Annotated in this window: 29 protein-coding genes, 1 other RNA gene and 1 riboswitch; of the genes, 14 read left to right on the forward strand and 16 right to left on the reverse strand. The window is 68.5% G+C overall.

What is annotated here, in order from left to right:
- Positions 1-130: 130 nt before the first annotated feature.
- The 3 genes from CFB47_RS14145 to CFB47_RS14150 form a co-directional block, all read right to left on the reverse strand.
- Entirely contained in the window at positions 131-544 is a 414-nt protein-coding gene (locus CFB47_RS14145; RefSeq protein WP_089440801.1) for a DoxX family protein, read from the reverse strand.
- A 150-nt stretch (positions 545-694) separates the two neighbouring features.
- Positions 695-835, reverse strand: coding sequence for a hypothetical protein (locus tag CFB47_RS41175; RefSeq protein WP_179250032.1), 141 nt, complete (start codon positions 833-835; stop codon positions 695-697).
- Positions 836-917: 82 nt separating this feature from the next.
- Positions 918-2,426 carry a cobyric acid synthase gene (locus CFB47_RS14150; protein WP_089461501.1) on the reverse strand — a complete coding sequence of 503 codons (1,509 nt, stop codon included), beginning with the start codon at positions 2,424-2,426 and terminating at the stop codon, positions 918-920.
- 74 nt (positions 2,427-2,500) lie between these two features.
- On the opposite strand from CFB47_RS14150, the gene cobU reads away from it, so the two are divergent.
- Genes cobU through CFB47_RS14170 form a run of 4 tightly spaced genes read left to right on the forward strand, consistent with a single transcriptional unit; the run spans position 2,501 to position 5,919 of the window.
- Entirely contained in the window at positions 2,501-3,055 is a 555-nt protein-coding gene (gene cobU / locus CFB47_RS14155; RefSeq protein ID WP_089461502.1) for a bifunctional adenosylcobinamide kinase/adenosylcobinamide-phosphate guanylyltransferase, read from the forward strand.
- Positions 3,049-3,993 (forward strand): adenosylcobinamide-phosphate synthase CbiB, encoded by a 945-nt coding sequence (cbiB, locus tag CFB47_RS14160; RefSeq protein WP_089440804.1) that lies wholly within the window; start codon positions 3,049-3,051, stop codon positions 3,991-3,993. The genes cobU and cbiB overlap by 7 nt, the downstream gene beginning before the upstream one ends.
- A complete protein-coding gene (gene cobD / locus CFB47_RS14165) occupies positions 3,986-5,005 on the forward strand; it encodes a threonine-phosphate decarboxylase CobD (protein ID WP_089461503.1) in 1,020 nt (339 codons plus the stop codon). Before cbiB ends, cobD begins: the two co-directional genes overlap by 8 nt.
- A complete protein-coding gene (locus CFB47_RS14170) occupies positions 5,002-5,919 on the forward strand; it encodes a cobalamin-binding protein (RefSeq protein ID WP_089461504.1) in 918 nt (305 codons plus the stop codon). Before cobD ends, CFB47_RS14170 begins: the two co-directional genes overlap by 4 nt.
- 89 nt (positions 5,920-6,008) lie before the next feature.
- Here the strand turns inward: CFB47_RS14170 and cobC are convergent, their stop codons facing one another.
- The 5 genes from cobC to CFB47_RS14195 are packed head-to-tail and all read right to left on the reverse strand — an operon-like array spanning position 6,009 to position 10,379.
- Positions 6,009-6,593 (reverse strand): alpha-ribazole phosphatase, encoded by a 585-nt coding sequence (gene cobC, locus CFB47_RS14175; RefSeq protein WP_089461505.1) that lies wholly within the window; start codon positions 6,591-6,593, stop codon positions 6,009-6,011.
- Positions 6,578-7,354 (reverse strand): adenosylcobinamide-GDP ribazoletransferase, encoded by a 777-nt coding sequence (locus CFB47_RS14180; RefSeq protein WP_089461506.1) that lies wholly within the window; start codon positions 7,352-7,354, stop codon positions 6,578-6,580. Before CFB47_RS14180 ends, cobC begins: the two co-directional genes overlap by 16 nt.
- The gene (cobT, locus tag CFB47_RS14185; protein WP_089461814.1) at positions 7,344-8,399 is read right to left on the reverse strand and encodes a nicotinate-nucleotide--dimethylbenzimidazole phosphoribosyltransferase; all 1,056 of its coding nucleotides are present in this window, start codon (positions 8,397-8,399) and stop codon (positions 7,344-7,346) included. The genes CFB47_RS14180 and cobT overlap by 11 nt, the downstream gene beginning before the upstream one ends.
- A gap of 52 nt (positions 8,400-8,451) precedes the next feature.
- Positions 8,452-9,267 carry an ABC transporter ATP-binding protein gene (locus tag CFB47_RS14190; protein ID WP_089461507.1) on the reverse strand — a complete coding sequence of 272 codons (816 nt, stop codon included), beginning with the start codon at positions 9,265-9,267 and terminating at the stop codon, positions 8,452-8,454.
- A complete protein-coding gene (locus tag CFB47_RS14195; protein ID WP_089456763.1) occupies positions 9,264-10,379 on the reverse strand; it encodes an iron ABC transporter permease in 1,116 nt (371 codons plus the stop codon). Before CFB47_RS14195 ends, CFB47_RS14190 begins: the two co-directional genes overlap by 4 nt.
- 41 nt (positions 10,380-10,420) lie before the next feature.
- Positions 10,421-10,672: riboswitch (cobalamin riboswitch) on the reverse strand.
- Positions 10,673-10,826: 154 nt separating this feature from the next.
- Here CFB47_RS14195 and CFB47_RS14200 point away from each other — a divergent pair.
- The 5 genes from CFB47_RS14200 to CFB47_RS14220 all read left to right on the forward strand — a co-directional run bounded on the left by CFB47_RS14200 (position 10,827) and on the right by CFB47_RS14220 (position 13,206).
- Positions 10,827-11,177 carry an ATPase gene (locus tag CFB47_RS14200; protein ID WP_089440812.1) on the forward strand — a complete coding sequence of 117 codons (351 nt, stop codon included), beginning with the start codon at positions 10,827-10,829 and terminating at the stop codon, positions 11,175-11,177.
- The gene (locus tag CFB47_RS14205; RefSeq protein WP_011352906.1) at positions 11,174-11,488 is read left to right on the forward strand and encodes a cell division protein ZapA; all 315 of its coding nucleotides are present in this window, start codon (positions 11,174-11,176) and stop codon (positions 11,486-11,488) included. The genes CFB47_RS14200 and CFB47_RS14205 overlap by 4 nt, the downstream gene beginning before the upstream one ends.
- A gap of 81 nt (positions 11,489-11,569) precedes the next feature.
- Positions 11,570-11,751, forward strand: a non-coding RNA gene (ssrS, locus tag CFB47_RS14210) — 6S RNA.
- Between the two features lie 71 nt (positions 11,752-11,822).
- Positions 11,823-12,284 (forward strand): EVE domain-containing protein, encoded by a 462-nt coding sequence (locus CFB47_RS14215; protein WP_006478090.1) that lies wholly within the window; start codon positions 11,823-11,825, stop codon positions 12,282-12,284.
- Between the two features lie 181 nt (positions 12,285-12,465).
- On the forward strand, positions 12,466-13,206 hold the full coding sequence (locus CFB47_RS14220) for an SIMPL domain-containing protein (protein WP_089426114.1): 741 nt from the start codon (positions 12,466-12,468) through the stop codon (positions 13,204-13,206).
- 111 nt (positions 13,207-13,317) lie between these two features.
- On the opposite strand, the gene lgt is transcribed toward CFB47_RS14220, so the two are convergent.
- Positions 13,318-14,208 carry a prolipoprotein diacylglyceryl transferase gene (gene lgt / locus CFB47_RS14225; RefSeq protein WP_089440814.1) on the reverse strand — a complete coding sequence of 297 codons (891 nt, stop codon included), beginning with the start codon at positions 14,206-14,208 and terminating at the stop codon, positions 13,318-13,320.
- An 89-nt stretch (positions 14,209-14,297) separates the two neighbouring features.
- The gene (locus tag CFB47_RS14230) at positions 14,298-15,212 is read right to left on the reverse strand and encodes a LysR substrate-binding domain-containing protein (protein WP_089461508.1); all 915 of its coding nucleotides are present in this window, start codon (positions 15,210-15,212) and stop codon (positions 14,298-14,300) included.
- A gap of 135 nt (positions 15,213-15,347) precedes the next feature.
- On the opposite strand from CFB47_RS14230, the gene ilvD reads away from it, so the two are divergent.
- Complete coding sequence (gene ilvD, locus CFB47_RS14235; protein WP_089461509.1) at positions 15,348-17,021, forward strand: dihydroxy-acid dehydratase; 1,674 nt, start codon at positions 15,348-15,350, stop codon at positions 17,019-17,021.
- 127 nt (positions 17,022-17,148) lie between these two features.
- The gene (locus CFB47_RS14240) at positions 17,149-17,475 is read left to right on the forward strand and encodes a c-type cytochrome (protein WP_089426118.1); all 327 of its coding nucleotides are present in this window, start codon (positions 17,149-17,151) and stop codon (positions 17,473-17,475) included.
- A 142-nt stretch (positions 17,476-17,617) separates the two neighbouring features.
- Here CFB47_RS14240 and CFB47_RS14245 read toward each other — a convergent pair whose 3' ends face one another.
- The 3 genes from CFB47_RS14245 to CFB47_RS14255 are packed head-to-tail and all read right to left on the reverse strand — an operon-like array spanning position 17,618 to position 20,370.
- A complete protein-coding gene (locus CFB47_RS14245; RefSeq protein ID WP_089461510.1) occupies positions 17,618-18,382 on the reverse strand; it encodes a DUF2486 family protein in 765 nt (254 codons plus the stop codon).
- A gap of 25 nt (positions 18,383-18,407) precedes the next feature.
- The gene (locus CFB47_RS14250) at positions 18,408-18,824 is read right to left on the reverse strand and encodes a DNA polymerase III subunit chi (RefSeq protein ID WP_043189863.1); all 417 of its coding nucleotides are present in this window, start codon (positions 18,822-18,824) and stop codon (positions 18,408-18,410) included.
- A gap of 34 nt (positions 18,825-18,858) precedes the next feature.
- Positions 18,859-20,370, reverse strand: a complete 1,512-nt coding sequence (locus CFB47_RS14255) for a leucyl aminopeptidase (protein ID WP_089440818.1) — start codon at positions 20,368-20,370, stop codon at positions 18,859-18,861.
- A gap of 122 nt (positions 20,371-20,492) precedes the next feature.
- Here CFB47_RS14255 and lptF point away from each other — a divergent pair, with 122 nt between their 5' ends.
- Genes lptF through CFB47_RS14270 form a run of 3 tightly spaced genes read left to right on the forward strand, consistent with a single transcriptional unit; the run spans position 20,493 to position 23,147 of the window.
- Positions 20,493-21,584 carry an LPS export ABC transporter permease LptF gene (gene lptF, locus CFB47_RS14260; protein ID WP_089426121.1) on the forward strand — a complete coding sequence of 364 codons (1,092 nt, stop codon included), beginning with the start codon at positions 20,493-20,495 and terminating at the stop codon, positions 21,582-21,584.
- A gap of 3 nt (positions 21,585-21,587) precedes the next feature.
- Positions 21,588-22,736 carry an LPS export ABC transporter permease LptG gene (lptG, locus tag CFB47_RS14265; RefSeq protein ID WP_089440819.1) on the forward strand — a complete coding sequence of 383 codons (1,149 nt, stop codon included), beginning with the start codon at positions 21,588-21,590 and terminating at the stop codon, positions 22,734-22,736.
- 27 nt (positions 22,737-22,763) lie between these two features.
- The gene (locus tag CFB47_RS14270) at positions 22,764-23,147 is read left to right on the forward strand and encodes a sirohydrochlorin chelatase (protein ID WP_089440820.1); all 384 of its coding nucleotides are present in this window, start codon (positions 22,764-22,766) and stop codon (positions 23,145-23,147) included.
- Between the two features lie 81 nt (positions 23,148-23,228).
- Here CFB47_RS14270 and cobA read toward each other — a convergent pair whose 3' ends face one another.
- From cobA to cysD, 3 genes are all read right to left on the reverse strand, one after another.
- Positions 23,229-23,978: a uroporphyrinogen-III C-methyltransferase gene (gene cobA / locus CFB47_RS14275; protein ID WP_089440821.1), complete on the reverse strand. Its 750-nt coding sequence runs from the start codon at positions 23,976-23,978 to the stop codon at positions 23,229-23,231.
- Between the two features lie 70 nt (positions 23,979-24,048).
- On the reverse strand, positions 24,049-25,365 hold the full coding sequence (locus CFB47_RS14280; protein WP_089440822.1) for a sulfate adenylyltransferase subunit 1: 1,317 nt from the start codon (positions 25,363-25,365) through the stop codon (positions 24,049-24,051).
- 22 nt (positions 25,366-25,387) lie between these two features.
- Positions 25,388-26,350 (reverse strand): sulfate adenylyltransferase subunit CysD, encoded by a 963-nt coding sequence (cysD, locus tag CFB47_RS14285; RefSeq protein ID WP_006478076.1) that lies wholly within the window; start codon positions 26,348-26,350, stop codon positions 25,388-25,390.
- Positions 26,351-26,394 lie beyond the last annotated feature (44 nt).

Below are 26,394 nucleotides of genomic sequence, written 5' to 3' on the forward strand. Positions count from 1 at the left end.
CCCCGAAAAAGCCGCGCGGCGCCCGCCGCCTGGCAGGCGCCGCTCGATTGCGGATACAGGGAGCGATGATATCGGCAAACGGGGTGTCACCGGAACGGGTTGCGCCGCCCCGGGCAGGATTACTTACCCGTTACCCACGCTGAACCGCGGCCTCCCGTGCGCCGAGCGCGAACGCGCCGCCGCCCAGCAACGCCTGTACGGCGAGCGTGACGGCCCAGAACGCCGGATATTCCCAGCCGCCGTGCGGTGACGCGAAGCTCCAGCCGTTCGGCAGATGCGTCGCGGTTGCGCCGAGCATGAACGGCAGCAGCACGAGTGCGGCGACGCGCACACGGAAACCCGCGAGCAGCGCCAGGCCGCCGGCCAGTTCGACGAACGTCGTCAGGTACGCGAGCCAGCCCGGCAGGCCGATCGACGCAAAGAACTGCGCGGTGCCGGGCAGCGTGAAGACGAACACCTTCTGCGCGACGTGTGCGAGGTAGAGCACGCCGAGCGCGACGCGCAGCAGGGTCGCGGCGAAATCGTTGAGGCGATTGGGGTTCATGGCGAATTCCTTCGTGAGTGGTGTGAATGGACTGCACTCTATTCGAATCAATTCAACCGATAAACACGCCAATTCGCTTTAATTGATTCCTATATGGAGTTAATCGGGACATAAAAAGGGGCATGACCGATCATGCCCCGCAACCCTGCTTCAGTAACCGCTCTTGCCTTGTGTGGCGTCGCCGGAACCGGACTGGCTGCCGCCCGGTGCGGACGAATCGCACGCGTGCGCCACCGCCGACGCGCCCAGCAGCGCCGCGAGCAGCGCGCTCCACCACCATCGAGCCTTCATCGTCGCACTCCTCCAGGCGGACCTCCGCCCTTCTGTGTTGTACGCGATCCGGCGCAAAAAGCGAGCACGGGCGGGCCTCGCATCAACGAAACTCGGCGTACAGCGCGTCGAGGTCGAGATGGTTCGCGAACGTGTCGGCCAGCCGTTCGAGCGATGCCTCGCGCAGCGCCGGATAGTCGATGCGCTCCGCGCCGTCGAGCCCGGCCCACGCGAGCAGCGCCGTGCAGGCGTCAGGCGAATCGAACAGCCCGTGCACGTAGGTCGCGAGGATCTGGTCGTCGTCGGACACCGCGCCGTCGGGGCGCGTGCCGTCCCGCGCGGCGTCGGCGGCCAGCGCCAGCGCCAGCGCGGGCGACGCGAGCGCGGGCCCGTGCGTATCGCCCATGTGGATCTCGTAGCCGCGCACCGCGGCTGCGCCCGGCAGCGCGAGATGTCCCGTCACGTTCTTCAGTGTCTTGTCGGGCTGCAGCGTCGTGTCGAAATCGAGCAGCCCGAGCCCCGGCACGCTGCCCGGCACGCCTTCGAGGCCGAGCGGATCGTCGAGCGTGCGGCCGAGCATCTGCATCCCGCCGCAGATGCCGATCACCTTGCCGCCGTAGCGCAGGTGGCGACGGATCAGCGCGTCCCAGCCCGCGTCGCGCAGCCACGCGAGATCGCGCTGCACGCTCTTCGAACCGGGCAGGATCAACAGGTCGGCGTCCGGTACGGGGCCGCTCTTCCAGTACGTGAATTCGACCTGAGGATGCGCGCGCAGCGGATCGAAATCGGTATGGTTGCTGATCCGCGGCAGCGCCGGCACGACGACGCGCAGCACGCCGGCGCCGCCCCGTGCGGCGGCGCTGCGCGCCTGGGCGGGCAGCATGTCCTCGGCGTCGAGCAGCAGCCCGTGCAGGTACGGCAGCACGCCGAACACGGGCTTGCCCGTCTGCGCGCGCAGCCAGTCGAGCCCCGGTTCGAGCAGCTTGAAATCGCCGCGGAAGCGGTTGATCACGAAGCCGCGCACGCGCGCACGCTCGCTGTCCGACAGGCACGCAAGCGTGCCGACCAGATGCGCGAACACGCCGCCGCGGTCGATGTCGGCGACCAGCACGACCGGGCAGTCGACACGTTCGGCGAAACCCATGTTCGCGATGTCGCCGTCGCGCAGGTTGATCTCGGCCGGGCTGCCCGCGCCTTCGACGATCACCGTGTCGTAGCCGGCGCGCAGGCGCGCGTACGACTCGAGCACCGCGTCGAACGCGACCGGCTTGTAGTCGTGATACGCACGCGCATTGAGGTTCGTGCGTGCCTTGCCGTGAATGATCACCTGGGCGCCGCGATCGCTCGTCGGCTTCAGCAGCACGGGATTGAAATCCGTATGCGGCGCGACACCCGCGGCCAGCGCCTGTAGCGCCTGCGCGCGGCCGATCTCGCCACCGTCGGCCGTCACCGCGCTGTTGAGCGCCATGTTCTGCGGCTTGAAGGGCGCCACGCGCGTGCCGGCGCGGCGTGCGAGCCGGCACAGGCCGGCAACCAGCGTGCTCTTGCCCGCGTCGGACGTCGTGCCCTGGATCATCAGCGTGCCGCGCGGCCGCGGCTCGGGTGCATTCATCGTGTAAAGGTCGTCGCGAAGCAAAGGCCGCATTATCCCCCGCGCCGCCCTGCCCGCGCCGTTACAATCACGCGATGATTCCGCACGACCTCACCTTCGTCCTCGGCGGCGCGCGCTCGGGCAAGAGCGCGCATGCCGAGCGGCTCGCCGCCGACAGCGGCCTCCCCGTCACCTACATCGCGACCGCGACCGCCGCCGATGCCGAGTTCGCGGAGCGCATCGCGCACCATCGCGCGCGCCGGCCGGCCGACTGGGGTTTCGCCGACGCGCCCGTCGATCTCGCCGGCACGCTCGCACGGCTCGACGATCCGCACGCGTGCCTGCTCGTCGACTGCCTGACGCTGTGGCTTACGAACCTGCTGTGTCCCGCCGAAGGTGAACCGCTCGACGATGCGCAGTACGCGACGCAGGTCGAGCGGCTCGAGCACGCGTTGTGCGGCGCGCGCGCGAAGGTGATCGTCGTCAGTAACGAAATCGGGCTCGGCGTCGTGCCGCTCGGATCGGTCACGCGCCGCTACGTCGACGAACTCGGGCGCCTGAACCAGCGCGTCGCCGCGCTCGCGACACGCGTGACGCTGCTCGTCGCCGGGCTGCCGCTCGACCTCAAGACGGGAGCACCGTCATGCTGATGCTGTCGCTGCCCGTCGTCGCGATGTTCGCGGTCGCGGCCGCGATCGTCGACCGCGCGATCGGCGAACCGGCCGGCTGGCACCCGCTCGTCGCGTTCGGCCGCCTCGCCGCGCGCATCGAAGGCGCGCTGAACACGGGCCGGCGCGGCCGCGTGGTCGGCGTCGCCGCGTGGGCCGCGGCGGTCGTGCCGCCGGTCGCCATCGCCGCCTGGCTCACGACCGTGCTGCCGTGGCCGCTCGCGGCCGCGCTGCATATCGCGCTGCTGTGGTTCGCGCTCGGCGCGAAAAGCCTCGCCGACCACGTCGCGCCGATCGCTGCCGCGTTGCTGCGGCATGATCTCGGCGCCGCCCGCGCGCTGACCGCGCGCATCGTGTCGCGCGACACGAGCGACGCGGACGAAGGCGCGCTGTCGCGCGCGGCCGTCGAATCCGCGCTCGAGAACGGCAACGACGCGATCTTCGGCGCGCTGTTCTGGTTCGTCGTCGCAGGCGGCCCCGGCGCGCTGCTGTTCCGGCTCGCGAACACGCTCGACGCGATGTGGGGCTACCGCACGCCGCGCTTCCTGACCTTCGGCTGGGCCGCCGCGCGCCTCGACGACGCGCTGAACTGGATTCCCGCTCGCCTCACGGCCGCGAGCTACGCACTGCTCGGCGACACGGCCGCCGCATGGCGCTGCTGGCGCACGCAGGCGCGCCACTGGGACAGCCCGAACGCGGGACCGGTGATGGCTGCCGGCGCCGGCAGCCTGAACGTGCAGCTCGGCGGCCCGGCCGTCTATCACGGCGAGATCGAAGACCGTCCCGCGCTCGGCACCGGCGCAACGGCGACCGCCGCCCACATCGTCGCCGCGCTGTCGCTCGTCACGCGCACGCTCGCCCTGTGGCTCGCGCTGCTGGTCGCGAGCGGCGCACTCGCCATGGCCACCCATCATGTCTGACACCCGCATCGCACACGGCGGCAACCTGCACGAAGCCGCGCGCCGCCATGGCATTCCGTACGACGTGTGGCTCGACCTGTCGACCGGCATCAATCCGGTCGGCTACCCGGTGCCGCCCGTCCCGGCCGACGCGTGGCGCCGGCTGCCCGACGACGGCGACGGCCTCGCTGCCTGCGCCGCGCCGTACTACCACGCGCCCGATCCCGCACACGTGCTGCCGGTTGCCGGCAGCCAGGCCGCGATCCGCGCATTGCCCGCGTTGCTGCCGGCCGGCGACGCCGGCGTCGCGGCGCTCGCGTACGGCGAATACGCGCCCGCCTTCGCGCGCCACGGCCATCGCGTCGTCGCGCTCGACATCGACACGGATACGCTGCCTGCGACGTTGCGTCACGTCATCGTCGGGAATCCGAACAATCCGACCGCCGAGTTCGTGCCGGCCGAGCGCCTGCTCGATTGGCACGCGCAACTGGCCGCGCGCGGCGGCACGCTGATCGTCGACGAGGCATTCGCCGATACGGGCGCGACGCGCTCGCTCGCGCCGCACGTCGATCGTCCCGGGCTCATCGTGCTGCGTTCGGTCGGCAAGTTCTTCGGGCTCGCCGGCATCCGCGCAGGCTTCGTGCTCGCCTGTCCTGACCGGATCGTCGCGCTGCGCGACCTGCTCGGCGCATGGACGGTCAGCGGCCCCGCCCGCCACGCGGTCGCCGCGGCGTTCGCCGACCGCGCATGGCAGGCCGCCGCACGCGAACGGCTCGCGGCCGACGGCGAGCGGCTGGCCGCGTTGCTGCGCGCGCATGGCTTCGCGGTTCGGGCGACGCCGCTCTTCAGCTGGACCGACGACCCGCGCGCCGGGGCACTGCATGCGGCACTCGCCGCACGCGGGGTCTGGACGCGGCACTTCCCGTCCCCGTCGAGCGTACGCGTCGGCTTGCCGGGCAGCGAAACGGAATGGCAGCGCCTCGGCGACGCGCTCGCGCACTGCGTGCCGACGCTGCAACGGGAATCCGCATGAATTCACGCATGTTTCAGCGGCTCGCGCCAATCGCGCTATTGGCTGCATTCGCTTACGCGCCACGCGTCCACGCCGATGTCACGACACGCGACGACGCCGGCAATACCGTCACGCTGCCGGCACCCGCGCAGCGCGTGATCAGTCTCGCGCCGCATGCGACCGAACTCGTCTACGCGGCCGGCGGCGGCGCGAAGCTCGTCGGCACCGTCACGTACAGCGACTATCCGCCCGCCGCGCAAGCGATACCTCGCGTCGGCGACAACAAGGCACTCGATCTCGAGCGGATCGCCGCGCTGAAGCCCGACCTGATCGTCGTCTGGCGGCACGGCAATGCCGAGCGGCAGACCGACGCGCTGCGCGCGCTGCACATCCCGCTGTTCTTCAGCGAACCGAAGCATCTCGACGACGTAGCGTCGTCGCTGCGCCGGCTCGGCACGCTGCTCGGTACGCAACCGGCTGCCGATGCGGCCGCGGCCGCCTATACGCGCGACATCGCGGCACTGCGCACGCGTTACTCGGCACGAGCGCCCGTCACGATGTTCTTCCAGGTCTGGGATCGGCCGCTGATGACGCTCAATGGTACGCACCTGATCAACGACGTGATCGAACTGTGCGGCGGCCGCAACGTGTTCGCGTCACTCAAGCCGCTCGTGCCGACCGTCACCGACGAGGCCGTGCTCGCGGCGAATCCAGAGGCGATCGCGACGACCAGCACGGGTACGACGCGCTCCGACGAACCGCTGCCGAGCCTGGCACGCTGGCGCACGTGGCCCGCACTGACGGCTGTGGCACGCAACAACCTGTTCGCGATCGACGGCGATCTGCTGACGCGGCCGTCGCCGCGGATCGCGCAGGGCGCGGCCGCACTGTGCGAGGATCTCGATGCCGCGCGTGCGCGGCGGGCGGCACGCTGATTTCCGGTGACTTGCGCGTTCATCGCGTGCCAGATGCCTGAGACGAATTGACCGCGCGCTGCGTCGTTCACACGCAGTGGCCAGCGTGGCTATTCGTCCCAGTGCATCACGTCCCACGTTCGCGCGGCAGCATCCGCGCGCAGCCAGACGACACCCCCTGTCGGTACGGGTCGCGACAGCAATGTGTCGAGCGGCACGCGCAATACATGCGATGCAAACGCACGGATCACGCCCGCATGCGTGACGACCCACTGCGGCCGGTCGAACTGCGCCACCGCGTCGGCGCGTCGCGCGACCCGCGCGGCAAACCGTGCAACGCTTTCGCCGCCATGCGCGCACGCATGCATCAGGTCGGCCGCCCACGCATCGAGCGCCGCGCGATCGATATCGTCCCAGCGCCGCATTTCCCACGCGCCGAAATCCATTTCCTGCCAGTCCGCGTCGCGCCGCAGCGGCACGTCGCATGCCTGCGCGAGCCGTTCGGCAACCGACGCGCAGCGCATCAGCGGGCTCGTCCAGACCTGTTCGGGAAGCGGCGCGCCGATAGCAGACAGATGCGTACGCACCGCCGTCGCCCCGGCCTCGGCCGGCGTGGCGAGCGGCACGTCGCTGCGTCCGTAGCAGATGCCCGGCTCGATGCCGACGGCCGGATGACGGATCAGGACGACGTCCATCCGAGCACCACGAGATAGATCGCCAGTTCGCACAGTTGCTGCGTGAAGCCGAGACAGTCGCCCGTATAGCCGCCGATCCGCTTCACGAAATAGCGGGCGGCCCACGCGCGCACGAGCACGAGCGCGACGCATGCGGCGACACCCATGCGCCAGTCCGGCCAGAACAGCCAGGGCAATCCGAACAGCGCCGCGACGCACGCCGCGCGTGCACCCATCCGTTGCGCGACCGGCTTCGCCTTGCCTTCGGGCCGCACGTAATCGAGCGTCATCAGCAGGCTCACCGCCGCCGCGCGGCTCGCCGCGTGCGCGGCGATCATCGTCCACGCGGCACGCAACGGCAGCATGGACGCAAGCGCCTGCCATTTCACGCCGAGCGAGATCACGAGCGCGACCGCGCCGAACGTGCCGATCCGCGAGTCGTGCATGATGCGCAGCACGTCGTCGCGCGTGTAGCCGCCGCCGAACGCATCGCAGCTGTCGGCCAGGCCGTCCTCGTGAAAGGCGCCCGTGGCGAGCAGCGTTGCGGCCATCGACAACCCGACCGCGATCGACGGCGGCAGCACGCGCAGCGCGGCGAGATAGACGAGCGCACCCCACGCGCCGACACATGCGCCGACGAGCGGGAAATAGCGCGCGGCCTGGTCGAGATCGCCGGCCGCGTAGCCGATCGCGCGCGGCACGGGCACGCGCGTGAAATAGCCGAGCGCGACGAAGAAGTAGCGCAGTTCGGCCCGCAGGCCGCGCGCGCGATCAGGCGTCACGATTGTCGACGCCGGCGGACTCGAAGCTCGCCATCTCCGTGAGGAAGGCGGCCGCCGCCCGCACGAGCGGCAGCGCGAGTGCGGCGCCCGTGCCTTCGCCGAGCCGCAGGTCCAGCGCGAGCAGCGGCTTCGCGCCGAAATGCTCGAGCATGCGCCGGTGCCCGGCCTCGTGCGACGTATGCGAGAACACGCAGTAGTCGCGCACGCCGGGCGCGATGCGCTCGGCGACGAGCAGCGCGGCCGTCGCGATGAAGCCGTCGACGAGGATCGTCATCCGCGCGCTCGCGGCCGCGAGATACGCGCCCGTCATCATCGCGATCTCGAAGCCGCCGAACGTCGCGAGCACGTCGAGCGGCGCGATCGCGTGCGAGTGCTTGACGAGCGCACGGCCGAGCACCGCGCGCTTGTGCGCGAGGCCCTGGTCGTCGAGGCCCGTGCCGCGCCCGACGCACGCGTCGATCGGCACGCCGAGCAGGCGGCTCATCAGGCACGCGGCCGACGACGTGTTCGCGATCCCCATCTCGCCGAAGCCGATCACGTTCGTGCCGAGCGACGCATGCAGGCGCACGCGCGCCGCGCCGGCCGCGAGCGCCGTCATCGCCTCGTCGCGCGTCATCGCCGGCTCTGCCGCGAAGTTGCGCGTCCCGCGCGCGACCGGCAGCGACACGAGCCGGTCGGACAGCGGCAGCGGCGACGCAACCCCCGCATCGACGATCTCGAGCGTGCTTTGCGCCACGCCCGAGAACGCGTTGATCGCCGCGCCGCCGGCGAGGAAGTTCGCGACCATCTGCGCGGTCACTGCTTGCGGATAAGGACTCACGCCCTCGGCGGCAATCCCGTGATCGCCGGCAAATACGATCATCACGGGGCGCTGCACGACCGGCCGCTCGGTGTGCTGGATCAGGCCGATCTGCAGCGCGATCGCCTCGAGCTGGCCGAGGCTGCCGGGCGGCTTGGTCTTGTGGTCGATCACGTGCTGCAGGCGCTTGCGCAGCACCTCGTCGAGCGGCGCGATCGCAGGCGGGAAGGGGGTCGGGGTCGTCATCGAAAAGCCGTGTCGTTGGCGCGGTGTGCGCCGCGCATCGGAAAAGAAAAGGTCATTGTCGCTCGGGCCACGCCGGCAGCAGCGCATCGCGGCGGTTCTCGCGGATCAGCACGAGCGGATAACCGAACGCGTCGCTCGCGCGCTCGGGCGTCAGCACGTCGTGTACGGGGCCGGCCCACGCGTGGCCGCGGCCGTCGAGCAACAGCGCATGTGTCGCGAAACGCCGCGCGAGATTCAGATCATGGCACGAGAACAGCACCGTGCGCGGGCCCGCGTCGAGCCATGCGGCCAGCGCGGTCAGGCAATCGATCTGGTGATGCAGGTCGAGATGCGCGAGCGGCTCGTCGAGCAGCATCGACGGCGCATCCTGGCACAACGTCGCGGCCAGCGCGACGCGCTGCCGCTCGCCCCCCGACAGCGACAGCACGTCACGCGACGCGAGCGCCGTGAGATCGAACGTCGCCAGCGCGTCGCGCGCAGCCGCGTGGTCGCCATCGCGCTCCCAGCCCCAGCCGCCGAGATACGGAAAGCGGTTGAGCAGCACCGTGTCGAACACGGTCGCGCTGAATGCGTCGTGCAGTTGCTGCGGCATCAGCGCGCGGCGCTGCGCGAGCTGCTCGGGTCGCCATGCGACGAGCGGCCGGCCGTCGATCTCGACGTGTCCGCCGGCCGGCAGCTGCAGCCCCGCGAGGGTCGCGAGCAGCGTCGTCTTGCCCGCGCCGTTCGGTCCGGCGACGCACCAGATCTCGCCGGGACGAAACACCTGGGTGAAGCCGTCGAGCAGCGTACGCGCGCCGGCCTTCAGCGTCAGGCCAACGGCCGCGTAGTTCATGTCGCCGGCCGTGGCGTGCAGTGCGGCCCCCGTCATCGCATCGGCCTCCTCAACAACATCCACAGGAACACCGGCACGCCGATCAGCGCGGTCATCACGCCGACCGGCAGTTGCGCAGGCGCGATCACTGTGCGGGCGAGCAGGTCGGCCGCCATCACGCCGCCGCCGCCCGCGAGCATCGCGGCGGGCAGCAGCATGCGCTGGTCGTTGCCGAAGGCGAGCCGCAGCGCATGCGGCACGACGAGGCCGACGAAGCCGATCGTGCCGGCCGTCGTCACGGCAGCCGCGGCGGCCAGCGACGCGACGAGATAGATCCGCACGCGCAGGCGCGCAACGGGCACGCCGAGTGCGAGCGCGGTCGCGTCGCCGCGCAGCAGCACGTTCAGTTGCGGCGCGGCCGGCAACGCGACGCAGGCGGCCAGTAACAGCGCCCCCCACGCGAACCACGGCGCGGTCACGCCGTTCAGGTCGCCGGTCAGCCAGAAGATGATCCCGCGCAGCCGGGCATCGGGTGCGAGCGACAGCAGCAGCGTGACGAGCGCGCCCCACCCGGCCGCGATCACGACGCCCGTGAGCAGCAAACGCGGTGACGCGTCGCGCGAATCGCCGCGCCCCAGCTCGCGGCGCGCGAGACCAAGCACGAGCGCGACCGACACGAGCGAGCCGGCGAACGCCGACGCATCGACGAGCCACCACGCGCCGCCCGCGATCATCGCGACGAGCGCGAAGCCGGCCGCGCCACCCGACACGCCGAGCACGTACGGCTCCGCGAGCGGATTGCGCAACAGCACCTGCAGCAGTGCACCGGCCAGCGCGAGCAGCGCGCCGCATGCGAAGCCGGCGAGCGCGCGCGGCAGGCGCAGCGTGCGGACGATATCGGCGAACAGCGCGTCGCCGCCATGCGGCACGAGCGACGCGAGCGCCTGCCATGGCGACATCGGCACGCTGCCGATCGACAGCGATGCGACGAACAGCAGCGCGACCGCCGCGGCCAGCGCGGCCCAGATCGCGCTGGCGCGCGCGGCGCTCATGCCGCGCACGGCGCCGCACACGACGTGCGGCGCATCCGCTGGCGGCAGCGGGCCGGTCGTGACGTGAGCGCCGCGCGGACGATTGGGGTCAGCATCGAAGAAGATTCCGTGAAGCATTGCGCGCCCCGCTTCCCCGCAGGCCGCGCGTCACGAAGCCCGTGCGGGCTCCCCGTCTCGGCCGGTATCCGGGCTGGCGGCGGTCCGGCTCGCCTTCCCGCGCGATGACGCGCAGTGGCCCGCGTCCGCATGCAGGAGCTGCACGCGAAACGCGCCCGAGCCGGCCTGCGTCACGAGACGCGGCCGCTTACCGTTGCGGGGGCAGCGCAGGTTGGCGGGCTTCCGGCGCCCGCGCCCTGCTTCCCGTTTAACCGCGCGTTCCACGCGCGAGCACCGAGGCGGCGCCAGTTTAGGAGCGGGTCGCGCGAGCGTCAAGGAAGCGTCCGGACACACACGGGACGCGCTGATTCGAGGCAAGAAGCAGGGGTGTTACGACTGGAAACGTTACAGATGTCGGATTGCGCGTTATTCCGCGCTAAAATGCTGGGTCTTTAGAGGACGCAGCAAATGCTCAACGAACTCGAAACCTTATCTCAAAATATTGGCCGTCTGATTTCGCTGAACAAGCGCTATCACTCGGAACGGCTCGCGCTCGAGGAGCAGGTCGCGCAATTGCGCGCGGATGCGGACGCTGTCCGCGCGGAACTCGCGCAACTGCGCGATGAACGCAATGCACTTGCGGCCGAGCGTGACACGCTGTCGGCAAAGATCGACGACGCCCAGGTGAAACTGAACGCGATTCTCGAAAAGCTGCCGCGCTCGAAAAATGCGGAGCAAGCCGACAACCAGCTCGACCTGCTGGATGCGCAGGCGCGTACGGATGGCGATGACGCGGCCAGCCATGGAGAACATGCATGAGCACCAAGCAGATCGAAGTCTCGATTCTCGGTCAGGCCTATCGGCTCGCCTGCTCGGCCGAGACCGAAGCGGCGCTGCTCGAAGCGGTCGCGCGCGTCGACGCCGAAATGTCGAAAATCCGCTCGAACAGCTCGGTACGCGGCACCGATCGCATTGCCGTGATGGCGGCGCTGTCGCTCGCATCCGAATTGCTGCGGCTGCAAACGAGCGTGCGGCACGGTGAAGCATTTCCCGCGGAGGAAATCCGTCGTACAATGCACCAGATGAACGAACAGCTCGGCGCGGTGCTCGCACAGCACGAGACGCAGTAACGTTTTAACCGATGCGTCGATTCCCCTTGATCTCGGCGATCAACGGTGGTCAAATTGGCGCATCGAATCACAGCTCAGTCAGCTTCCCTGCCTGGTTCGCCAAGGTCATATATTCCTTGAACCAATGCCATGTGCACGGTTGCGGAAATTTGTAGCACGGGCGCGCGCGTCACTCTGTCTGATGTACCCGAAGTGCTGCTAACTGCGACCAATTCTGAACCTCAGGTTCAGGATGCCGGCCTAGCGGCCAAGGCGGGGGCCTATCCAACGGCATCGGGCGAAGCCCGGTGCCGTTTTCTTTTGTAGCAGCCTCTTTCTGCGTCGATCACGATCCATGCAATACTGGCTGATGAAGTCCGAACCGGACGAGGCAAGCATCGACGATCTCGCCAACGCACCGCAGCGCTCGCTGCCGTGGACCGGCGTGCGCAATTATCAGGCGCGCAATTTCATGCGCGACACGATGAAGATCGGCGACGGCGTGCTGTTCTATCACTCGAGCTGCCCCGAGCCGGGCATCGCGGGCCTCGCCGAAGTATCCTCGACGCCCTACCCCGACCCCACGCAGTTCGATCCGAAAAGCCCCTATTACGACCCGAAGTCGACTCAGGAAGCACCGCGCTGGCTGCTCGTCGACGTGCGCTTCGTGAAAAAATCGCCGCTCGTGCCGCTCGCGGCGCTGCGCGAACACGACGAACTCGCCGACATGCGCGTGCTCGCGCGCGGCAACCGGCTGTCGATCACGCCGGTCACGCGCGCCGAATGGCGCTTCATCACCGAAAAGCTGATGAAGTAGGCGCACGCCAAAGGTCAAATCTGGTCAGGATGCACTGCCGCAAAGGAACTCGCGGCACTTTCGCGCGGCCTAAGCAACCGCTGTCGGCCGATCCGGCCGGCTGTCGTTTTTTTCGTCGCGCGGTACGCCCGCGTCGTGCACGCGCAACCCGCGTGCACGCCCTCGCACCAGGAGTCCAACAATGACCAAGAAATCCGCACTCGCGCTGTCGCTCGCCCTTGCCGCCGCCGTTCCCGCCGCGCTGACGCTCGCGTCGACCGCCGCGCACGCGCAAACCGCGAACCCGCACTTTCCGGAGCCGGCAGGCGTGCTGTCGCTGTCGTCGCAGGCCAGCGCGGACGTGCCGCAGGACATCATCCACATCACGCTGTTCTACGAGCAGCAAGCGAAGGACCCGGGCAGCCTCACCGCGCAATTGAACCAGCGCGCCGATGCGGCGCTGTCGCAGGCGAAGGGCGTATCGGGCGTCACCGCCCACACAGGCGCCTTCTCCGTGTACCCGAGCACCGATCGTGACGGCAAGATCTCCGCATGGCGCGGTCGTACTGAAGTCGCGCTCGAATCGCGCGATTTCGCTGCCGCGTCGAAGCTTGCAGGCCAGTTGTCGAACCTGATGCAGGTCGCGAACGTCGAGTTCTCGCTGTCGCCCGAAGCGCAGCGCGCGGCTGAGCAGAAGCTGACGACCGAAGCGATCAAGTCGTTCCGCGCCCGCGCCGACGAAGCCGCGAAGGCATTCGGTTACGGCAGCTACACGATCCGCGACGTGAACGTCGGCGGCGGCCGCAACGTACAGCCGTACCCGCGCATGATGGCGATGGCCGCGGCGCCGATGGACAGCGCGAAGATGAGCGCACCGATCGCAGTCGAAGGCGGCAAGGCCACCGTGTCGGTCACCGTCAACGGCTCCGTGCAGATGAAGTAACGCGCAGCGCACGGCAGTCCGAAATGAAAAACGCCGGCCCGAGGGCCGGCGTTTTGCGTTGACCTGCAGGGTATCGATGCACGCGCCGATCGCACGTGCATCGGCATCGCATCACGCAGCGGCATTTGCCGCGCGGCGGCGATACGCCCAGACCATCAGCGCGACGCCCGCAAGGATCATCGGCAACGACAGCCACTGCCCCATCGACAGGCCGAGCGCGAGCAGGCCGAGGAAGTCGTCGGGCTCGCGCGCGAACTCGACCGTGAAGCGCGCGAGGCCGTAGCCGATCAGGAACAGCGCGGACACGGCGCCCATCGGCCGCGACTTGCGCGCGAAGAAGAACAGCGCGAAGAACAGCGCGATGCCTTCGAGCGCGATTTCATAGAGCTGCGAAGGATGGCGCGGCAGCATCTGGTATTGCATGAACACGTCGGCAAGATGCCACTTCTCGACGAGCTCCGGATGCTTCGGCAACCATGCCGCATCGTCGCGCATCGCGCCCGGGAACAGCATCGCCCACGGTGCCGAAGGATCGGTCACGCGGCCCCACAGCTCACCGTTGATGAAGTTGCCGAGCCGGCCGGCCGCAAGCCCCGTCGGCACCATCGGCGCGACGAAGTCGGTGACCTGCAGCCAGTGGCGCTTGCGCTGCCACGCGAACAGCATCATCGCGAGCGTCACGCCGAGGAAGCCGCCGTGAAACGACATGCCGCCTTCCCACACCTTGAATACGTCGAGCGGATGCGAGAAGTAGAAATCGGCCTTGTAGAACAGCACATAGCCGAGCCGGCCGCCGAGCACGGTGCCGAGCACGCCGTAGAACATCATGTCGTCGATGTCCTTCGCGGTCCAGCCCTGCGCCGCGACGTGCGGCAGCTTCAGCCGGATCCGGCCGACGACGATCGCCGCGATGAAGCCGACGAGATACATGAGCCCGTACCAGCGCACGGCCAGCGGCCCGAGATGGATCGCAACGGGGTCGAAATTCGGGTGAATGATCATGGGTTAGCGAAGAAGTTTTCGAATGCGGTACGGCCGTCGCAAACGCGCCGCACCGCGCGTTGGACGGCACCGGCGCGTCATCGTTCACGTCAGGTGGCGAGGCCCTGCGCGCGCACGACGTCGATGAAGCCGGCCAGCACGGGGCTCACGTCACCGGTGCGCCACACGAGGCCGGTCTCGACGACCGGCGCGTGATCGGCAAGCGGCCGGTAGACCACGCCGGTGCGCCGCAGGTTACGCAGCGATTGCGGCACCAGTGCGACGCCCATGCCGGCCGACACGAGGCTGACGATCGTCTGCATCTGGATCGCCTCCTGGCCGATGTGCGGCGTTGCCCCCGCCGCGCCGTAGCAGCCCGTAATGATGTCATAAAAGCCGGGCGCCAGACGACGCGGAAAGATCACGAGCGGCAACGCGGCAACCTCGGCGAGACGAACGGGCCCGTCTTCCGGCGCCTCGCTCGCCGCGGCCGGCATCGCCACCACCAGCGGCTCGCGCATGACGGGCAGGTACGACAGCCCGGCCGCGTGGCGCGGCGGCACGGGCGGAATGACGAGCCCCGCGTCGATGCGGCCCGCGACGAGCTCGTCGATCTGCACGTCGCTCGTCGCCTCAGTGAGTTGCAGCCGCACCTGTGGATAGCGCGCGCCGAACGCCCGCAGCAGCGCGGGCAGCAGCCCGTAATCGGCGGTCGACACGAACGCGAGCGACAGCGAGCCGGCCTCGCCGCGCGCGAGCCGTCGCGCCAGCGGCGGCAACGCATCGGCCGCTGCAAGCAGCCGGCGCACGTCCGGCAGCAGCGCCGCCCCGACCGCCGTCAGCGCGACCGAGCGCTTGGTGCGCGCGAACAGCGCGACGCCGAGCGCATCCTCGAGCGCACGGATCGCCTGCGACAGCGGCGGCTGCGTCATCGACAGGCGTTCGGCCGCGCGGCCGAAATGGCGCTCGTCGGCGACGGTCACGAAATAGCGCCACTGGCGCAGGTCGGGAGTCGGATCGGCCATGGCTTTCTCATTCGAAGAACGACTTAATAAGCGACAAATAATATATTGGACATCCCAATCCGGACACTCCATGCTTGATTGATCCGAACCGGCGCGCCGCTCGACGGCGTTGCCCCGACAACGATGGAGTCCCCCATGGCTTACAACCGTCGCTCGAAGCACATCACGCAAGGCGTGGCCCGCTCGCCGAACCGCTCGATGTATTACGCACTCGGCTACCAGAAGGACGATTTCGACAAGCCAATGATCGGCATCGCGAACGGCCATTCGACGATCACGCCGTGCAATTCCGGCCTGCAGCGCCTGTCGGACGCGGCCGTCGCGGCCGTGAAGGCGGCCGATGCGAACCCGCAGATCTTCGGCACGCCGACGATTTCGGACGGCATGTCGATGGGCACCGAAGGCATGAAGTACTCGCTCGTGTCGCGCGAGGTGATCGCCGACTGCATCGAGACCTGCGTGCAGGGGCAATGGATGGACGGCGTGGTGGTCGTCGGCGGGTGCGACAAGAACATGCCGGGCGGGATGATCGCGCTCGCGCGCCTGAACGTGCCGGGCATCTACGTGTATGGCGGCACGATCCGCCCCGGCAACTGGAAAGGCCGGGACCTGACGATCGTGTCGTCGTTCGAGGCGGTCGGCGAGTTCACCGCGGGCCGGATGTCGCAGGAGGATTTCGAAGGCGTCGAGCAGAACGCCTGCCCGACGTCGGGGTCGTGCGGCGGAATGTACACCGCGAACACGATGAGCTCGTCGTTCGAGGCGCTCGGGATGTCGCTGCTGTACTCGTCGACGATGGCGAACCCCGACCAGGAGAAGGTCGATTCGGCTGCCGAATCGGCGCGTGTGCTCGTCGAAGCCGTGAAGCGCGACCTGAAGCCGCGCGACATCATCACGAAGGCGTCGATCGAGAACGCGGTGTCGGTGATCATGGCGACGGGCGGCTCGACCAATGCGGTGCTGCACTACCTCGCGATCGCGCATGCGGCCGAGGTCGACTGGACGATCGAGGACTTCGAGCGCATCCGCAAGCGCGTGCCCGTGATCTGCGACCTGAAGCCGTCGGGGAAGTACGTCGCGACCGACCTGCACCGGGCCGGCGGGATTCCGCAGGTGCTGAAGATCCTGCTCGACGCGGGGCTGCTGCACGGCGACTGCACGACGATCACCGGCCGCACGCTCGCCGACGAACTGAAGGACGTGCCGAGCGTGCCGCGCGCGGACCAGGACGTGATCTTCCCGATCAACCGCGCGCTGTACAAGGAAGGCCATCTCGCCATCCTGAAGGGCAATCTCGCGGAAGACGGCGCGGTCGCGAAGATCACCGGCCTGAAGAACCCGGTGATCACGGGCCCGGCACGCGTGTTCGACGACGAGCAGAGCGCGATGGATGCGATTCTCGGCGACCGGATTCGCGCCGGCGACATCCTCGTGCTGCGCTACCTCGGCCCGAAGGGCGGCCCCGGCATGCCGGAAATGCTCGCGCCGACGTCGGCGATCATCGGCAAGGGGCTCGGCGAATCGGTCGGCTTCATCACCGACGGCCGCTTCTCGGGCGGGACCTGGGGGATGGTGGTCGGCCACGTCGCGCCCGAGGCGTTCGTCGGCGGCACGATCGCGCTCGTGCAAGAAGGCGACTCGATCACGATCGACGCGCACCAACTGCTGCTGCAACTGAACGTCGACGACGCGGAACTCGCGCGCCGTCGCGCCGCATGGCAACAGCCGGCGCCCCGCTACACGCGCGGCGTGCTCGCGAAATTCGCGGCGCTCGCCCGCCCGGCGAACCAGGGCGCCGTCACGGGTTGATCCGGGCACGTCGAGACATGCGACCCCGATAAACATGGCCGCCGGGGGAACGCGCAAAACGCGCTTTCCCTTTGCTTCTATAATGCGCGGACCATGTAGCCGGCCGTCCCCGCCGGCGGAGAACCGCATGAAACACTCGATATTGCGCGTCCTGCTCGCCACACTGCTGATCGGCAGCGGGGCAGCGGCGCGCGCCGACCAGGCCGACGGGCTCGCGCTCGCTCAGCGCAAGAACTGCATGGCCTGCCACGCGATCGGCAAGCCGCTGATGGGCCCGTCGTTCCACGACATCGCCGGCAAGTATGCGCCGCGCGGCGACGCGGTCGATTACCTTGCCCAGTCGATCGTGAAAGGCAGCGTCGGCGTATGGGGCGGCGTGCCGATGCCCGCCAATACGCAACTGACGAACAGCGAAGCCCACACGCTCGCGCAATGGGTGCTGTCGGTGCGCTGACCCGGACGCCCGGGCCGACTAGCCAACCTGCCGGATTCCGCCGACTGGCGGACATGCCCGACTCACCCGTGAAGTAACCCACAGGTAGCTCCACCGGCCTTTACTGGAATCGCACCCCGCTTTTCAGCGAAACGCCCGTTGTTTAGCCGGAATGACCGGCGCGGCGTCGTGCGATCTCTTCGTCGACCGCGTCGCGGACCCAGCCCATCACCTCGGTTTCCAGCGCCAGCGCCACTTCGCGCGTGATCTGGCCGACCAGCCAGGCCGAGTGCTCATGCAGCGCATCGCGACAGCGGGCTTCGATCGCGTCGCGCCCTTCCCCGGTCAGATAGTTCGTCAGGCGATTGCGCAGGCGCTCGGCGATGTGCTGCGCATCTTCCGGCGTCAGCCCGGCTGCGGCAGCCGGCACTTCAGGCTGCAGCGCAGCGACTGGTACGACGGCCTCCGGCATGTGGGCTTCACGGGCGTGCCCCACTGACTCATGCGCCACCGCAGCGAACGCATGTTGCGGCGCATCGCTATCGGCCAGCGACGATTGCAGCGGCGCACGCATGGCCGCCGAATCTTCGGCGACCACGTGCTCCGCGGCGCCGGGTTCGGCCGGCGCATCGGTCTCGCCCATCGCTGCCGCGGCAGCCGTCGCCACGTCGCCCGGCAGTTCGACCGCCGGCACGTGCGGCGTCGGCACGCGTTCGACCACGACGGAATCGGGGTCACGTTCACTTTGGATGGAATCGGCCGGCGCCGCATCTGCGGCGGGCGGCGCGACCACGTCGGTGAGCACCGGAATCGCCGTGCGGGCGGCCGGCTGCGGCGCGTCGGGCGCGGGCGAGCGCGCCGGCACCGGCTTGCCCGGCACCAGCACGTCGGTCAGCGTCGGGATCGAGGATGAATCGGCTTCGGTCACGGGAACACTCCGTTGACGGTTGCGGCTAGCCGCCCTGCTTGTAGTTGTTCAGCGCGTAGCCGCGGTCGCGGTAGAACCGGTAGCGGTCGCGGCCTGCGGCCAGCTCGTCCGGCGCATTGCCGACCACTTCGAGCAGGCGCTCGAAGCGGGCGAACTGCGCGGGCACGGCCGCGCCGAGGTTCAGCAGCACGTGATGATGCGGCGCACGGTCGAGATCCGCGGCCAGCACGATCGGCGTGCCGGCTGCGTGCTCGCTGTCGACGCCGCAATGCGGGATGAAATCGAGCGGCGAGAACGTCCAGAGCCGCTCGTCGAGCGCGCGCAGGCGCGCGGGCTCGGCGAGCACGACGACCGGCTGCCCGGCCAGGTAGGCCTTGCGCAGCAGCCGGCACGCGTACGCGAGCGAATCGCCGACGTTCGAGTGGAAATCGATCCGCGTCATTGCCCGCGTACCCGCAGCGTCGTCAACACCGCCATCACTGGCCGGCGCGGTCGATCAGGAACTGCGCGAGCAGCGGCACCGGACGGCCCGTCGCACCCTTCGCCGCACCCCCCTTCCATGCGGTGCCCGCGATGTCGAGGTGGGCCCACGGATAGCTCTCGGTGAAGCGCGACAGGAAGCACGCGGCCGTCACGGCGCCGGCCGGGCGCCCGCCGATGTTCGCGAGATCCGCGAAGTTCGACTTCAGCTGATCCTGGTACTCGTCGTCGAGCGGCATGCGCCATGCCGGGTCGTTCGCTTCGCGCGATGCGTCGAGCAGCTCGCCCGCGAGCGCGTCGTTCGTCGAGAACAGGCCGCTGTTGTGGCCGCCCAGCGCGATCACGCACGCGCCCGTCAGCGTGGCAACGTCGATCACCGCAGCCGGCTTGAAGCGCTCGGCATACGTGAGCGCGTCGCACAGGATCAGACGGCCTTCGGCGTCCGTGTTCAGCACCTCGATCGTCAGGCCCTTCATGCTGGTGACGATGTCGCCCGGCTTCGTCGCGTTGCCGCCCGGCATGTTCTCGCAGGTCGGCACGATCGCGACGACGTTGATCTTCAGGCCCATCTCGGCGACCGCACGCATCGTGCCCAGCACGGAACCCGCGCCGCACATGTCGTACTTCATCTCGTCCATGCCCTCGCCCGGCTTCAGCGAGATGCCGCCCGTGTCGAACGTGATGCCCTTGCCGACCAGCACGACCGGCGCGGCCTTCGCGGCGGCGCCCTGGTAGTGCAGCACGATGAACTGCGGCGGCTCGACCGACGCGCGCGCGACCGACAGGAACGAGCCCATCTTCAGCGCCTGGATCTGCTTGAGGCCGAGCACTTCCGCCTTCAGGCCCCAATCCTTCGCGATCTTCTTCGCGGTGTTGCCGAGGTAGGTCGGCGTGCAGACGTTGCCCGGCAGGTTGCCGAGGTCGCGGGTGAGATCCATCCCGTTCGCGAGCGCGACGGCCTGCTTGACCGCGACCTTCGCGGCCTTTTCGTCGGACGGATCGACGCTGAACACGACACGCTTGAGCGTGTGCGACGCCGGCTCCGGCTTGCTCTTCATCTGCGTGAAGCGGTAGGTCTCGTTGCGCAGCGCGAGGATTGCCGCGCGCACGCCCCAGTCGGAGCTGCGCTCGTCGACCGGCAGTTGCGCGAGCGTGAACGTGACCTGGACGACCTTGGTCGCCAGCAGCGCGCGCCATGCGGCCGTCACGGCATCGTTATAGGCTTTCTGATTGAAAGCATCCTGCTTGCCGAGGCCGACGAGCAGCACGCGCGACGCGCCGATGCCCGACACTTCGTGCAGGAACAGCGTCTTGCCGCGCTTGCCGTCCATGTCGCCGGCCTTGATCACGCGCGAAATCAGCCCCTTGGTGGCCGTGTCGATATCGAGCGCCGCGCCCGACAGGGTCTGCGCCTCGAAGATGCCGAGCACGATGCAGTCGGACTTCCCGGTCAGGAACCCCTTCGCCTCGCCTTTGCTCCAATCACAGCCTTTTATGCTAAAGTCCATCGCGCTTGTCCTCGGATAAAATCTGGGCTAAGGATGAAAGCCGCAATTATCCGCTATTTTTCCCGTGGCGGCGCGAGCGCTCCACCACGCGTGCGCAGCCTCCCGCCCTCTTCTCATCAAGAATGATCTTCGAACGCTCCCTCCAGCGCGAGCTTGCGTATACGGCTGGCGCCGTGTTCATGGTGCTGCTCACGATCATGCTCACGACGATGATGATCCGCATCGTCGGCTACGCCGCGTCCGGTGAAATCGATCCGCGGGACGTCCTCGTGCTGATCGGCCTCACCGTGATCGGCTACCTCGCCGTGATGCTCGTCGTCACGCTGTTCGTGTCGATCCTGTTCGTGCTGACCCGGTGGTACCGGGACTCCGAAATGGTCGTGTGGCTCGCGTCCGGCGTGAGCCTCACGCGCCTCATCAAGCCGATCGGCGTGTTCGCCACGCCGATCATCCTGCTGATCGCCTTCTTCGCGTTCGTCGGCTGGCCGTGGTCGAACCAGCAAAGCAAGATGATCAAGGCGCGCTTCCAGCAGCGCGACGAGATCTCGCTGCTCGCGCCGGGCCAGTTCCGCGAATCGGCGTCGAACCACCGCGTGTTCTTCATCGAGAAGATGACGCCCGACCAGAGCAAGGTGCAGAACGTGTTCGTGACCTCGACCGAGAACGGCAAGGTCAACGTGGTCGTGTCGCAGACGGGGCACACGGAAACGCGAGACGGCAGCCGCTTCGTCGTCCTGGAGGACGGCCGCCGCTACGACGGCACGCCCGGCCAGCCGAACTTCAAGATCATGGAGTTCGAGCGCTACGGCGTGAAGATCACGAGCACCCCGGTCACCAACGTGCAGACCACCAACAGCACGCCGACCCCGGACCTGCTGCGCAACCCGACGAACGACAACCTCGCGGAATTCGCGTGGCGCGCCGGGCTGCCGCTGATCGCGATCAACCTGATGGTGCTCGGCATTCCGCTGTCGTACCAGAACCCGCGCCGCAGCCGCACGATCAACCTCGTGATGGCCGTGCTGATCTACCTCACGTACTCGAACCTGCTGAACGTGGTGCAGTCGCAGATCGAGCAGGGGAAGATGTCGTTCGGCGTCGGTCTCGTCGGCCTGCATCTGGTCGTCGCGGCGATCGTCGCGTTCATCTTCTGGTTGCGCGTGCGCAATCGTCCGCTGTTTACACGCGCGCTGTTCGGCCGCTCGGGAGCATGATCGATGCGGCTCTATGAAAAGTACTTCGCGCGACAGATCTACGTCACGTTCGTCTTCATCCTGTTCGCGTTCTCGGGCCTGTTCTTCTTCTTCGACCTGATCAGCGAACTGAACTCGGTCGGGCACGGCAACTACAAGTTCGGCTACGCAGTGCTGCGCGTCGCGCTGCAGACCCCGTCGCGCTTCTACGAAATCATCCCGGTCGCCGCGCTGATCAGCGCGATCTACGTGTTCGCGCAGATGGCCGCGAACTCGGAATTCACGATCTTCCGCGTGTCGGGCCTCGCGACCAACCAGGCGCTGCGCTCGCTGCTGAAGATCGGCGTGCCGCTCGTGATCGTCACCTACCTGATCGGCGAATTCGTCGGCCCGTACGCCGACCAGCTGTCCGAACGCGTGCGGCTGCAGGCGCTCGGTGCATCGGTGTCGTCGAACTTCCAGTCGGGCGTGTGGGTGAAGGACACGCTCGCGGCCCGTGAGAACGGCGAGCAGGTCACGCGTTTCGTCAACGTCGGCAGCCTGTCGCCCGACTCGACGATCAGCAACGTGCGCATCTACGAATTCGATTCTAAATTCCAGCTGCGCAACGTGCGGATCGCGCAGACGGGCCGCTACGAACCGCCCGGCCACTGGCTGCTGAAGGGCGTCAACGAAACCGAGCTGACGCCGATCAAGCCGATCGCGGGCCAGCCGGCCGACGCGCTGAACCCCGTGTACCGGTCGCAGCAGGTATCGCTGCCCGAATACCGGTTGCGCTCGGACCTGACGCCGCAGATCCTGTCGGTGCTGCTCGTGTCGCCGGATCGCATGTCGATCATCAACCTGTTCCGCTACATCCAGCATTTGCGCGAGAACCAGCAGGACACGCAGCGCTACGACATCGCCCTGTGGCGCAAGCTGCTGTATCCATTCGCGGTGTTCGTGATGCTCGTGCTGTCGCTGCCGTTCGCGTACCTGCACACGCGTGCGGGCGTGGTCGGCGTGAAGGTGTTCGGCGGCATCATGCTCGGCATGAGCTTCCAGCTCCTCAACACGCTGTTCTCGCACATCGGCACGCTGAACACGTGGCCCGCGCCGCTCACCGCGGCGACGCCGGGCCTGATCTATCTCGCGCTCGGCCTGTTCGCGCTCAAGTGGGTCGACCGGCACTGAGCGCCGCGTCACGATGGAGGGTTCGACATGAGTTCGCACGGCATCATCCTGTTCGGCCACGGCGCGCGTGACCCGCGCTGGGCCGAGCCGTTCGAACGGCTCGCCGCGCGGCTGCGCGGCGCCCCCTCCCCCGCCGCGCATGTGTCGCTCGCGTTCCTCGAACTGATGACGCCGTCGCTCGGTGACGCGGTCGCCGAGCAGGTCGCGGCCGGCTGCACGCACATCACCGTGGTGCCCGTGTTCTTCGGCCAGGGCGGCCATGTCCGCCGCGACCTGCCGCAACTCGTCGACGCGTGCCGCGCCGTGCATCCGGGTGTCGAGATCCGCTGCGCGACGGCCGTCGGCGAAGACGACGGCGTGCTCGACGCGATCGCGCGCTACTGCATCGGCCAGATCGGCGACGACGCGTAAATCACGCCGTCACGGCCCGCAAAGAAAAAGCGCCGGCTTCCGCCAGCGCTTTTTTCATTTGGGACTCCAGCCGGATTCCGCTCAGGCCGCATTTCGCAGCGCATCGCCCGCTTTCGCCTGCCCGGCGCGCTCGGCAAACGCATCGCCGATCATCAGCAGGCTCGGTTCCGCGGGATCGAGCCACGCCTGCGCGTCGCCCGCCGCCATCTGCCCGAGCGTCAGCGTCAGCGTGCGTTCGCGCGCGGTGCTGCACGCCTCGACGATCGCCACCGGCGTCGCCGGCGCACGGCCCGCGTCGATCAGTTCCTGCGCGATGCCGGGCGCGCTGTCGCGGCCCATGTAATAGACGATCGAATCGGCGCGCGCGGCTTCGCGAATCTCGTCGCTGCCCGGCGCGCGGCTGTGCGTCGCAAACGCGACGCTGCGCGACACGCCGCGCAACGTCAGCGAACGCTTCAGCGTCGCCGCGCCGGCCAGCGCCGCGGTGATGCCCGGCACGACCTCGTAGTCGATGCCGGCCGCTTCCAGCGCGCGCATCTCCTCTTCGGCGCGACCGAACAGCATCGGGTCGCCGCCCTTCAGCCGCACGACGCACGCGTGCTCGCGTGCCGCATCGACGATCTGCTTGTTGATGAAGTGCTGCGCGGTCGAGCGCTGCCCGCAGCGCTTGCCGACGGCGATCCGGCGCGCATTCGGCGCGTAGTCGAGCATCGCGGGCTCGACGAGCGCGTCGTGCAGCACGACGTCCGCCTGCTCGAGCAGCCGCGCGCCGCGCACCGTGATGAGGTCGGCCGCGCCCGGCCCTGCTCCGATCAGATACACCTTGCCCATGTTTGTCGCTTCGCCTTCCAGCGGGCGTCGGCTCCGGCCCGCGCCGCCGCGAAGCGGCGCGGTTGCCCGGTCATGCCGAGAACGCCCGGATCATCCCTGCGGCGACCGTGTGATGCGTCGCCTCGTCGATCAGCACGAACGCACCGGTACCCGGATGCGCGTCGTACGTGTCGCATACGATCGGCTTCTGCAGCGTCAGCGCGACGCGGCCGATGTCGTTCATCTTCAGATCGTGACGGTCGGTCGCGTGCGACAGCGTGTGCACGTCGAGCACCTGCTTGACGCCGCCGATCTTCGCGAACACAGTGCTGGTGGTCTGCTTCAGCAGGTATTTGCGCTGCGGCGACAGCGGCGTCTCGTCGAACCAGCACAGATCGGCTTCGAGCTTCTTCGCCGGCTCGACCGGCTCGCCGGACGTGACGAACATGTCGCCGCGCGACACGTCGACGTCTTCCGCGAGGCGGATCGTCACGGTCTGGCCCGCGAATGCGTGCGGCACGGACGCGGTGCCGCCCGGCACCGGCGCGACGATCTCGGCGACCGTCGCCGTGCGGTTCGACGGCAGCACGACGATCTCGTCGCCGACCTTCACTTCGCCCGACTCGATCCGGCCCATGTAGCCGCGGAAATCGTCCGCCGAGCTGCCGTCCTGGCGCGCGACCCACTGCACCGGGAAGCGCAGCGCGTCATGCGCCTGCGTCTCGACCGGCAGCGATTCGAGCACGTCGAGCAGCGGTTCGCCCGCGTACCACGGCATGCGCTCGCTCGCGCCGACGATGTTGTCGCCCTTCAGCGCCGACACCGGCACGAAGCGCACGTCGTTCAGGCCGAGCTGCTTCGCGAGCGTGACGTATGCGTCGCGGATCTCGTTGAAGCGCGCTTCGCTGTAGTCGACCAGGTCCATCTTGTTGATCGCGACGATCACGTGCTGCAGCCCGAGCAGCTTGACGATCGCGCTGTGGCGCTTGGTCTGCGGCAGGAGTTGCACGACACCGTTCTCGACCGTGATGCGCGTCGCGTCGATCAACACGATCGCCGCGTGCGCGGTCGATGCGCCCGTCACCATGTTGCGCGTGTACTGCTCGTGGCCCGGCGTATCGGCGATGATGAACTTGCGCTTCGCGGTCGCGAAGTAGCGGTACGCGACGTCGATCGTGATGCCCTGCTCGCGCTCGGCTTCGAGGCCGTCGGTCAGCAGCGCGAGGTCGAGCTCGTCGCCGACCGTGCGCTTGTTCTTCGCACGCGACAGCGCGGACAGCTGGTCGGACAGCACGGCCTTGCTGTCGTACAGCAGGCGGCCGATCAGCGTGCTCTTGCCGTCGTCGACGCTGCCTGCGGTAATGAAGCGCAGCACGCCGAGGTCTTCGGTGTTCTCGATGATGCTCATGATGTGAATGTCCTCGTGTGCTTCAGAAATAACCTTGCTTCTTGCGCTGTTCCATCGCGGCTTCGGAGGCCTGGTCGTCCATCCGGGTCGCGCCGCGCTCGGTGATCTCGGTCACCGCCGTCTCGGCGATGATCTTCTCGACGTCGTCCGCGTCGCTCTCGACCGGGCACGTGCAGGAGATGTCGCCGACGGTGCGGAAGCGCACCTGCGCGAGCTCGCTCGTCTCGCCGTCACGCATCGGCGTGAGCGGCGTGACGGGCACGAGCAGCCCGTTGCGGCGCACGATCTCGCGCTGGTGCGCGTAATAGATCGACGGCAGTTCGAGGTTCTCGCGCGCGATGTACTGCCACACGTCGAGCTCGGTCCAGTTCGAGATCGGGAACACGCGCAGGTGCTCGCCCTTGTGCAGGCGGGCGTTGTACAGGCTCCACAGTTCCGGGCGCTGCGCCTTCGGATCCCATTGGCCGAATTCGTCGCGGAACGAGAAGATGCGCTCCTTCGCACGCGCCTTCTCTTCGTCGCGGCGCGCGCCGCCGATCAGCGCCGTATAGCCATGCTGCTCGATCGTCTCGAGCAGCGTGACGGCCTGCGCGGCATTGCGCGAATCGGTTTCGCGGCGCAGCACGACCGTGCCGCGCTTGATCGAATCCTCGACGTGGCCGACGACCAGCTCGGCGCCGAGCTCTTGCGCGCGGCGATCGCGGAAGTCGATCACTTCTTCGTAGTTGTGGCCCGTATCGATGTGCACGAGCGGGAACGGCAGCGTCGTCTTGCGGTTCGCGCCGAGGCCGAATGCCTTCAGCGCCAGATGCAGCACGACGACCGAATCCTTGCCGCCCGAGAACAACAGCGCCGGCTTGCTGCATTCGGCGACCAGTTCGCGCAGGATGTGGATCGACTCGGCTTCGAGCCAGTCGAGGTGGCCCATGCGGCTGTCGGCACCGGTGGGCGGGGCAAAGGCGGATTGCTCGAGCGTCGTGCTCATGATTTCAGTCCTTCTCTTCTGGGTTCGTGCCGCCCGCTGTCGCA

The organism is Burkholderia sp. AU27893 (assembly GCF_002223205.1).
Taxonomy (GTDB): domain Bacteria; phylum Pseudomonadota; class Gammaproteobacteria; order Burkholderiales; family Burkholderiaceae; genus Burkholderia.